This is a genomic window from Calditrichota bacterium (genome assembly GCA_013152715.1).
Classification (GTDB): domain Bacteria; phylum Zhuqueibacterota; class Zhuqueibacteria; order Thermofontimicrobiales; family Thermofontimicrobiaceae; genus 4484-87.
The window spans coordinates 1-9,814 of record JAADFU010000013.1; the positions used below are offsets into that span (position 1 = coordinate 1).

Sequence of the window (9,814 nt, forward strand, 5' to 3'; positions counted from 1 at the left end):
ACGGATAATTTGGCACACAAACCGCGAAAAGGCCGCAAATAAACACCTTGTTTGACCTCGGGCAGTTTCACAGCGTCCATGCCGCCCAGCATAACGACAGATTTTTTTCCAAAAATCCTGCTAAAAATCACTGGCAGCAGCGAATGATAATCAGCAAACCAGACAAAAACCACATCGGCGCGCCAGATATTTTTTACCAGCCAGAAAAACATCTGCACCTGGCTTTTCGCCATACGAATCGCATTTCCGGGACGAAAAAGAAACGGCTTTATCTGAAAATGTTTACCCAACAGGAGTTCGTCCTGCCGGATAAACGGGGAATTCATGGTTTTAATAAATAACAAAAGAGGCTTCATTTATCTCCAAAATTTGTTTGTGCAATGCACAAGTGGCAGCGTGCCTATTCAGTTTTCAGAAATTTTGCTTCAAAATTCAAAGGGCAAAAAAAGAGCCGATATATTCTCATCAACAAAGAAAAATTTTCAGCAAAAAAATTGTAGATACTTCTACACACATAAAAATTTCGGTACTGAATAGCACTGTTTAGTCAGAGTAACAATATTTCTGTCATTCAAGCTACCGGACATCCCCCTAAATCCCCCTTCAAAGGGGGATTTTCCTGGTTCCCCTTCGAGGGGGGCTAAGGAGAGATGTTTAAACTAAATCTGACTAAACTTACTAAAATTAAACCCAATCTTCCACTTTTTCTCGCTCACGAATCAATTCCGCATTTTCTCCCTCAACCCAGACTTCTGCGGGACGCGGTCGGGAATTGTAATTTGAAGCCAGTGAGTAACCATAGGCGCCGGCTGTCATCACAGATAGGAAATCGCCGCGCTGCACGGCGGGTAATTTTCTCGATTTTGCCAGAAAATCACCGGTTTCGCAAATGGGTCCCACAACATCAGCAATTTCAAAATTATTTTTCATGAAAGTCGTGGGCACAACTTGATGGTACGCTTCGTACAAACTCGGACGAATTAAGTCATTCATTCCGGCATCGACAACGATAAATTTTGTGTCGCGGGAACGTTTGATGTACACAACTTGCGTAATCAAAGCGCCGGCCTCGCCGACGATGGATCTGCCCGGTTCAAAAACAATTTCCAGTCCCAGCGGCGCCAAAACATCGATGACGCGTTTGGCGAGTTGCCCCGGCGCGGGCACTTCTTTTTTTTCTTGCGCATATTCAGGGATCACGTCCGGATAATGCACGCCAAGCCCGCCGCCAATATCAATATGCTGAATTTTAATGCCCGCGTCTGTCAGCCGGGTCACAAAATCGTACAATTTTTTGGCTTCGGCATCGTAGTAGTCGAGGTTCAAAATTTGCGAACCAATGTGCGAATGGACGCCCACAATTTCGATGCCGGGCATTTCATTGGCGCGGAGAAAAACGCCGTAGGCTTTGTCGATGTCAATCCCGAATTTGTTGATGGATTTGCCCGTGGAAATGTAGGGATGACCGTGCACATCGATGTCCGGATTGATGCGGATGGCAACCGGTGCTTTTTTTCCCAGAGACACAGCGATTTGGTTCACAACTTCCAGTTCGGCTTCAGATTCCACATTGAATGCCAGAATTCCGCTTTCGATGGCAAATTTGATTTCAGCGTCGGTTTTGCCCACGCTGGCGTAAACGATTTTATTCGCCGGAATACCTGCCTTCAGCGCGAGGAAAAGCTCACCGCCGGAAACGACATCGCCGCCGGCGCCCAGCGACGCCATCAGTTTCAAAATGTTCATGTTTGAATTTGCTTTCATGGCAAAACAGATGGTGTGTTTGACCGACGAGAATGCTTCGTCTATGGCTTTAAATTTTTCGCTGATCATATTTTTGCTGTAAATGTACAACGGCGTGCCAAATTCTTCCGCCAATTTTTTTACCGGCACGCCTTCGCAAAATAGTTCTCCGTCTCGATAGCTAAATCGATTCATTACTGTCTCCGTGTTTAACGTTCTGAATATTTTATTTTCAAAATAATATCATTGCCTTCATTGGGCCAGCGCGAACGAACTTTCACCGAATCGGGATAAAAAACAAATCGTTCTGCCGGGGCGAATGGGAAGGGTTTTCCAAAGGAAAATTTCCCGTTTCCGTCTTCATCTCGAAAAGCGTAAATGGTGTAAATTCCTGGCAATATATTTTTAAATTCGTAAGGTCCCGGTTCAGGGATGGTCAAATGATAGCGATGGTCGCCGTTGTTGGCAAAAAGATGGATTTCGCCCGTTGCATTCGCCTGCGCATCGGAAAATGTGCCGCCGATGGCGGTGAGCGTGTCTTTGGGCATCGTTTGGAAAAAAATGGAAAACACTGAGTCTTTCAGCGAATTGCCGTTCAAATCAAAAATAGAATCCACGGCGGCTTTCATCAAATAGCTGCTGCTGAATAGTAAATTTGGTTCGGGAATGAATTGGACGTGCGCCGGCGTTTTCCACAGAAATTTGCCAGACATTTCTTTTTGCTTCGGGTCAAAAAAATGAAAATGGCTTTCAACTGATTCCGGGCGAACGGGTTCGGAAAAAACAAAAAATATGCTGGAGTCCGGATAAATGGATTGGCTGCTGTCTGGGATTGATTGAAAAACGAGCGCCGGCGGGATCGTGTCGGGCGCAGCAGAGCCGTCAAAAACCACCGAGTTGTAGGCGGTGTCAATCGGATTAGCTGACAGGTCAAAAATATTTTGTGCGAAAAGTTCGTAAGGCATTTCTTTTTGCTCGTCGGTAATGAGATGAAAAATCGACCCGTCGCGCGAATCCTGGTAAAAACTCTTAATTTGCAAATGTGTTTGCGCATCGTTTTCAGCGGAAATTTTGAAAAATTTCTCCGGCAAATTTTTTGCCAACGGCTGAATATTTTCGTTAAAACGCACGTCAACGCGATTTTTATCCACTGCATAAGCGGACTTCAGAAAGGGCAGTAAAGTATCTTCGACTGTAATTTGAAAATCTATGTCAGTGAGCAATAATTTCATTTCACTGAGCGTCACGTCGCCGTTGGACACGCCGATGGCGTCAAAGCCGCGGGTATATTTGCGATCCCCATCTTTGTCGCCGATGGCAAAAAAACGATATTTCCCCGGCGCCATATATTTAAGTTGGTACTCGCCTTTTTCGTTGCACTGAGTGTAATAATCTGCCAGCAGCTCGGACGGATCGGGAGCTGATTTTTCGCCGATCTGATAGGCGCAAATAAGCGTTCCGCCGACATTCGATTTGCCGAACACATGCCCGGAAACCTGTCCTTCGTCAATTTTTGGCCCGGTCGAGAAGGCGATGGAATAGGACTGTTCCATGCGGTTATTTCTCAAATCGCTGGATTTGGCGCCAATGGTGACGACGTAAGTGCGTGGCGATTTAAGCGTGTCGCCAAAAGTGATTTTGACTTTTTTGCCGCGCCAGTGAAATTGAATTTCCTCGGAAGGCAGCGGTGAAATGAAAAAGGCGTCTTCGAAAGATCTTTTTGTCACCCGTTCGCTGAATGCAATTTTAATCGCAGCGTCAGTGGGGACATTCAAAGCCCCGTTTTCCGGAAATGTGGAGACAATTGAAGGCGGTGTTTTGTCTTCGGGCCCGCCGCGGGGAGGCATTTGTTTGGCGCAGAACGAAATTAGTATGATTAACAAACAAATTGCGCTGCAAAGAAATAATTTCTTTTTGATTCCCGTTTTTGCCATTGTCATTTGATTCTTATCTTTAATTTTTTATTGAGGTTGTCATTGCTTTTTGTGTCGCTGCGGCAAAATTTATTTTTTAAAATACAGAAATCAGCAGCAAATTGCAAGAACTTTTTCTGCATTTCATCAGTCATACTATTTGATTTTCGCTTGAAATAAAACAGTGTTTCAATTTTAAATGACCTCGCTGAATTCAAAACATAAATTCAACCGTCTTTTGTTTTCAAAATAAAAAACTAAAAATTTTCGGAATTGGGAACTCACGGAAAATTTGAATCGTTATATTTTTGTTATATTTCAGCCATAAAGCCGCTATTCCTTATTTTTAAAATAATTAGCCATATTCAAAAAGATACGGATTTCAGCAAAAGAAAGGGAAAAAACAGGCGCTGAAAATGAAAAATTATTTTACTGACGATTGGTAAATGTTCTGCAAATCTTTTTGATAATTTTCAATGAATTCGCTCCAAAATCAAAATTTTATTTTTATTAAATCAAACATTAAAAAATAAGTAACTGAAATCATAACAAGAGGAAGGGTTATGATTGAATTAAAACAGGTGTGCAAAAACTACGGACTCACCAAGGCGCTGATTGACGTTACTTTTTCAGTGAAAAAAGGTGAGATTATCGGCTTTGTCGGGCCTAACGGCGCCGGCAAATCGACAGCGATGAAAATCATCACTACTTACACCGCTCCGACCTCAGGCACAGTCACTGTGGGCGGACACGATGTGTTGCAGGAGCCGCTGGAAGTCAGGCGATTAATTGGCTATTTGCCGGAAACGGTTCCGCTTTATTCGGACATGTTAGTTCGTGAGTATCTGGAATTCATGGGCCAGGCGCGCCATTTGAACGGAAATTTGAAAGCGCGATTTGACTGGGTCGTTCAGGCAGCAGGTCTGGAGAGCGTGCTGAATCGCAAAATCGGCGTGCTGTCCAAAGGATACAAACAGCGTACTTGTCTGGCGCAGGCAATGATTCACGATCCGGAAGCGCTCATTTTGGACGAGCCGACTTCGGGCCTGGATCCCATTCAAATTATTGGCGTTCGCAATTTGATTCGCGAACTGGCCAAGGAAAAAACTATTATTTTGAGCACGCATATTTTGCCGGAAGTCGCGACGATTGCTGACCGCATTTTGGTAATCAATGACGGCAAATTAGTCGGCGACGGCTCTTTTGAAGAATTGCGGCAGAAAGTGACGCAGAAAAATTCTTACTACATTGCCGTAAAAAGCAACAAAAAAGATTTCGAAGCAGCGATCAAAGCGACGTCGGAAATTGAAAATATCGAATACGATTCAGAGCAGCCGCGCGGCATTGTCGGCGCTCATGTTTTCGCGGATCACAGCGTCGATCTCGTGGAAAAGTTGAACGAGCTCATTAAGGAACACAATTGGACGGTAGTGGAATTCCAGCGAGAAAAAATTTCACTGGAAGACTCCTTCATCAAATTAACGCAAACCTCGCCTAATGCGGAGGACGTCGGAACTTCGCCGAAAGAGGAAGGAGGTACTGCATGAACGACGTGAAAATTATTTTTAATCGGGAATTCAGGGCATATTTTTATTCTCCGATTGCTTATGTTTTTAGTATTATTTTCATTTTATTAAATTCCGGATTGTACATGTTTCATTTTTTCTTTTTTGGCAATGCGGACATGCGGGCTTTTTTCTCTCAACTGCCGTTGACGTTGGGGCTGATTTTTATCCCGGCAATTTCCATGCGGCTGTGGTCTGAAGAGAAAAAATTGGGCACCGAGGAATTGCTGCTGACGTTGCCAATAAAAACGGAAAATATTGTACTGGGCAAATTTTTCGCCAGTTTTCTGTTTTATCTGGTGGCGTTAGCGGGCACGCTGGTGATTCCGATTATGTTGGCGATTCTGGGAAAACCGGATTTCGGTCCCATCATCGGCGGCTATTTCGGAGCAATGTTTTTAGGCGCCTTTTTCCTCTCGGTGGGAATATTCGTTTCCGGTTTTTTCTCTGACCAAATCGTCTCGTTGATCATCACCAGTTTGACGTGCGGATTTTTAGCGCTCATCGGCTGGCAATATGTGCCCATGGTCATCGACGGTTGGCTGCCGGGAGTGGGCCAATTTCTGTACAATTATGTGGGCGTGACACGCCATTTTAATGATATCGAACGCGGCGTGATTGATTTGAAGAGCATTATTTATTTTGTCTCCTTTACCATTTTATTCCTCTACCTGAACGCAAAATCACTGGAAAGGAGGAAATATTAACATGAAAAATTTGAAGAAAGAATTTTGGACAACATTTATCATCGGCGCGGTTTTACTGACAGCCATCGTCATTGTGACAAATATTATTTTTGATCACATCAATCCGGGCCGCTTTGATTTGACGGCGAATCAAATTTACAAATTATCGCCGGCGGTGAAAAAAATATTTGCCAAATTGGAAGCGCCGATTGATGTCACGTATTATGTTTCTTCATCGGAAAAAATGCCCACCAAGTGGAAAAATTTGGAACGGGACGTCATCGACAAGCTAAAAGAATTGAAATTGGCTTCCAATGGGAAATTAAAATTTACTGTTTTCGATCCCTCCGCGGAAGAAGAGAAAGAGGCTTACCAAGCGCAGAAAGCCAAAGAACAACAAAAAAAGAAAGATGTGATTGAAGCCAAGACGAAACCGAAAATCACGCGCAAAAAAATCGCCGAGCGGTTGTATGAGAAAGGCGTAATTCCTTTCGGCGTGCAAAGTGCTGATCGGGACGAATTTGCCGTGAAGCGCGTCTATTCTTCACTGGTTCTGTCCTATCTGGATCGGAAAGAAGATGTAATCCCTGAGGTCAGGCCGGAAACTTTCGGTAGCCTGGAATATGAAATCATGTCCAGAATTTACAAGCTGATTTCCAATAAGAGGCCTAAAATCGGATTTTATCCGGGGAAACCGGAGCCGCAGCCGCAGTATCAGCAATACTACCAGCAGCAGCCGCAGGACATGTACAACAGCGCGGTTGAGTTGCTGCAGCAAAATGGCTACGACGTCAAACGCACAAATATCAAAAAAGACGATCCGATTCCCGACGATATTCAGACTATGGTGCTGATGATCGACCAGCCGCTGGAAGAACGCCAGCTCTATGAAATTGACAAATTAGTGCACAACGGCGTGCGTATTATCATGGCGGCGCAGCAGTACAACTACCGCATAGGTCCCTCGCGTCAAAATCCGGGAGCGTTCGATTTGAGCGGTATGCCTACGCGTGTGAACATCAGTTCTTTGACGAAAAATTACGGCTTTGAATTTGATAACAAAATTTTCATGGACAAAAGCACGGCCTACATTCAGGTGCCGGTTTACCAGACGCGGAATATGGGCATTTTTCAGGTACGGCAGCAGCGCTACGAGCCAGTCACCAAGCCGGTGATTATCAAAGTGAGCAACGAAAATATCAATAAGGATGTTTCCATTTCCAATAAAATCGGCGAGCTGTTTTACATGTACGGCACACGGCTATTGGTTCACGACGATATTTTGAAAAAAAATAATTTAAAATATCGCACGCTGTTCACTTCCAGCAATTTCAGTTGGACGCGCGAAGGTTATGGCTATGGCGCCATCGACGAAACGCCGCCTTCGGAAGAGGATGTGCTGCGCCATCAGCCGCTGGGAATTTTAGTGGAAGGAAAATTTAAATCCAAATATGCCGGCGGAATTATTCCCAAATGGAGAAAACAACCGGGCAGCGAGGACAAGGGAGAGGCTGAACCGGATAGCTTGCCGTCCGAAATCACTGGCGAGGCCAAAGAAAACAAAATTATTGCCACAGGCTGTTCCAATATGTTCAAAAATGATGTTTTGGGCGCTGTCATGGGACACAAGGCTTTGCTTCTGAATTGCGTGGACGCGCTTACTCTGGGCGACGAGTTAATCAATATTCGCTCCAAAAATATTGTGACGCGGCGCATTGAAGCAACCAGCAGCATGGGAAAGGCGGTGGCAAAATTGTTTGTCGTCTGGTTCCCGCCGTTGATTTTCATCGCGCTGGGAATTGTGATCAATATCCGTCGCAAAGCTAAAAAATAAATTCAGTGATCGCAAACCGGAAAGTTAAATTTGATTGAATCTGATTAAAATAAAGAGGGATAGACGAATGAAACGAGAACATTTGTACTATCTGGCAGGAGCATTTGTTCTGCTGCTAATCATTGCCCTGATAACTCAACCCAGACACGCAAGCGTGAATGTGGATGAGTTGGTGCAAACGATTATTTTTGGCGTTGCCAAGGATGATGTCAGAGGCATCGAAATTTACAAAGAGTCTTCAAAAGACAAGCCGATCCGGATCGAATTGAAAAAAGTGGACGATGTCTGGCATTTGGTGACAAAGTATAATTGCAAAGCTCAGGAGGGCACAATAAACCGTCTGCTGGACAATTTGCTGGAAATGACGGGAAAAGTGCGCTCGTCCGATCCGAAACATCTGGAAACGTACAAAATTACCGACGAGCAAGGAATTCACGTCATCCTTAAAGATGAAGGCGGAAAGCCGTTGGCAAATCTGATTTTCGGGAAAAGGAGCGGAGACTACAACACCGGATTTGTGCGTTTCTCCGACAAAAATAAAGTCTATTTTGTCGATAAAAATATCCTCACCAATCTTGGCATTTATGGCGATATCGATACGCTGACGGTACTAAAAGATAATTCTTTTGTGGACTTACAAGCCGTCAAGCGAGATAAAAGCAAATTGGAGCTGATCGCTCTGGTCAAAAACGGAAAACAGATGGTCGTGAAAAAAGTGGAGCGCGAAGTGGAAGTGCAGAAAGACTCGACTAAAACGACCAAGAAAGAAGATGCCTGGGTACTGGTGAAGGGCAAAAAAGAAATAGATTTAGACAAGAACGCGGTCACTCGTTTTCTGAATGACGTTACCAGCATTCGCGCGAGCAAAGTCGTGGACCGCGTGGGCAACAGCCTTGCCGACTACAATAAAAATGTCAAATACGGCTTTCTGCGGGCGCGCAATGCCGTTGTGTTCAAAGAAAAAGGCAGCGCGGCGCAGCAAAATGTCGTTTTTGGCAAGGAATACGAAAAAGGCAAGGGCTATTACATGAATGTGCAATATGACGGTTTGGTCTATGAAGTCAGCAAGGGCACTTTTGATCGCGTGCTTAAATGGGTCGAGGACTTGCCGAAGAAAGTAAAGAAGAGTTAGCGTAACAATCTGATTTTAATGAATAAAACCATGCGGAGATGAATGTTAATTTTCGCATGGTTTTTTTTATTTACCATCAAGATACGAAAGCACAAAACCGTCAGTTTTAAGGAACCAATACGAATGAACATTGTCAATTGACAATGCGGAAACCAATTTTTCCTTTAAGCTGAAGGCAATACCCTTTTCCCCTTTCAAAAAAAATATTTTCGTGCCGTGGTATTTTCGTGGTTAAAAAAAGCAAAGCTCCCGGGTGGGAGTCCGGGAGCTTCAGTGGTTGCACATCACTACTATTAGAGCCAGGAAAGAAATGAAAATAAGAAGTCTATTTTGAATAAAACTTTTAAGCCGCGACTTTATCGGAAAGTTCTTCGATGCGGTTTTCCAGAATTTCCTGAATTTCCAGCATTTCTGCCGACATGAGCACTCTGCCCAATTCCTGCCTGACATTTTCGTAAACCTTGTCGATATGCTCCAGGTCGTTTCTCAGCGATTCCAGGTCTGACGAAGTCTGCCAGGCTTTAATCCAATCATCAAGATTTTTCGTTTGTCTTTTCATGTGAACCTCCTTGGAAGGGTATTTTTGTACCCGCCGGTTGTATTCGATGAACCACAGCCTGAACAATTCCGATTGTTTTAAAATAAAGGTCATTTTTGCCAATTTTAATCGGCGGATAGTCATCATTCGCCGGCTGCAAACGAATAAATGTTTTTTCATCGAAAAAATATTTGACCGTCGCCTCGGTATCCAGCAACGCGACAATGATATCTCCGTTCTGCGGCTGCTGCGTTTGATTGACGAAAATGTAATCTCCCGGAAAAATATTGGCGCCGATCATACTGTCGCCTTTCACACGGAGAACAAAGTCGGCATCGAACCCCATAACCGATTGATTAATCGATACATATCCTTCGACATTTTCATCGGCAACCAGTGGTTC

General features: G+C 44.2%; 9 protein-coding genes. 4 read left to right on the top strand and 5 right to left on the bottom strand.

Annotated elements, in window-relative coordinates; genetic code table 11:
- The 3 genes from GXO74_01225 to GXO74_01235 form a co-directional block, all read right to left on the bottom strand.
- On the bottom strand, nucleotides 1-356 hold a 356-nt coding region (locus GXO74_01225), incomplete at its 3' end, for a hypothetical protein (GenBank protein NOZ60280.1).
- A gap of 328 nt (nucleotides 357-684) precedes the next feature.
- Entirely contained in the window at nucleotides 685-1,938 is a 1,254-nt protein-coding gene (lysA, locus tag GXO74_01230) for a diaminopimelate decarboxylase (protein ID NOZ60281.1), read from the bottom strand.
- 14 nt (nucleotides 1,939-1,952) lie between these two features.
- Nucleotides 1,953-3,590 (bottom strand): Ig-like domain-containing protein, encoded by a 1,638-nt coding sequence (locus GXO74_01235; protein ID NOZ60282.1) that lies wholly within the window; start codon nucleotides 3,588-3,590, stop codon nucleotides 1,953-1,955.
- Nucleotides 3,591-4,219: 629 nt separating this feature from the next.
- Between GXO74_01235 and GXO74_01240 the strand changes: the two genes are divergently transcribed.
- The 4 genes from GXO74_01240 (at nucleotide 4,220) to GXO74_01255 (ending at nucleotide 8,873) form a co-directional block, all read left to right on the top strand.
- Nucleotides 4,220-5,203 (top strand): ATP-binding cassette domain-containing protein, encoded by a 984-nt coding sequence (locus tag GXO74_01240; GenBank protein NOZ60283.1) that lies wholly within the window; start codon nucleotides 4,220-4,222, stop codon nucleotides 5,201-5,203.
- Entirely contained in the window at nucleotides 5,200-5,928 is a 729-nt protein-coding gene (locus GXO74_01245) for an ABC transporter permease subunit (protein NOZ60284.1), read from the top strand. Before GXO74_01240 ends, GXO74_01245 begins: the two co-directional genes overlap by 4 nt.
- A gap of 1 nt (nucleotide 5,929) precedes the next feature.
- The gene (locus GXO74_01250) at nucleotides 5,930-7,741 is read left to right on the top strand and encodes a GldG family protein (protein ID NOZ60285.1); all 1,812 of its coding nucleotides are present in this window, start codon (nucleotides 5,930-5,932) and stop codon (nucleotides 7,739-7,741) included.
- A 67-nt stretch (nucleotides 7,742-7,808) separates the two neighbouring features.
- Nucleotides 7,809-8,873, top strand: a complete 1,065-nt coding sequence (locus GXO74_01255) for a DUF4340 domain-containing protein (protein NOZ60286.1) — start codon at nucleotides 7,809-7,811, stop codon at nucleotides 8,871-8,873.
- A gap of 343 nt (nucleotides 8,874-9,216) precedes the next feature.
- Here GXO74_01255 and GXO74_01260 read toward each other — a convergent pair whose 3' ends face one another.
- Both GXO74_01260 and GXO74_01265 read right to left on the bottom strand, forming a co-directional pair.
- Nucleotides 9,217-9,432, bottom strand: a complete 216-nt coding sequence (locus GXO74_01260) for a hypothetical protein (protein NOZ60287.1) — start codon at nucleotides 9,430-9,432, stop codon at nucleotides 9,217-9,219.
- A partial coding sequence (locus GXO74_01265) for a hypothetical protein (GenBank protein NOZ60288.1) occupies nucleotides 9,407-9,814 on the bottom strand: 408 nt, incomplete at its 5' end. The genes GXO74_01265 and GXO74_01260, both read right to left, overlap by 26 nt.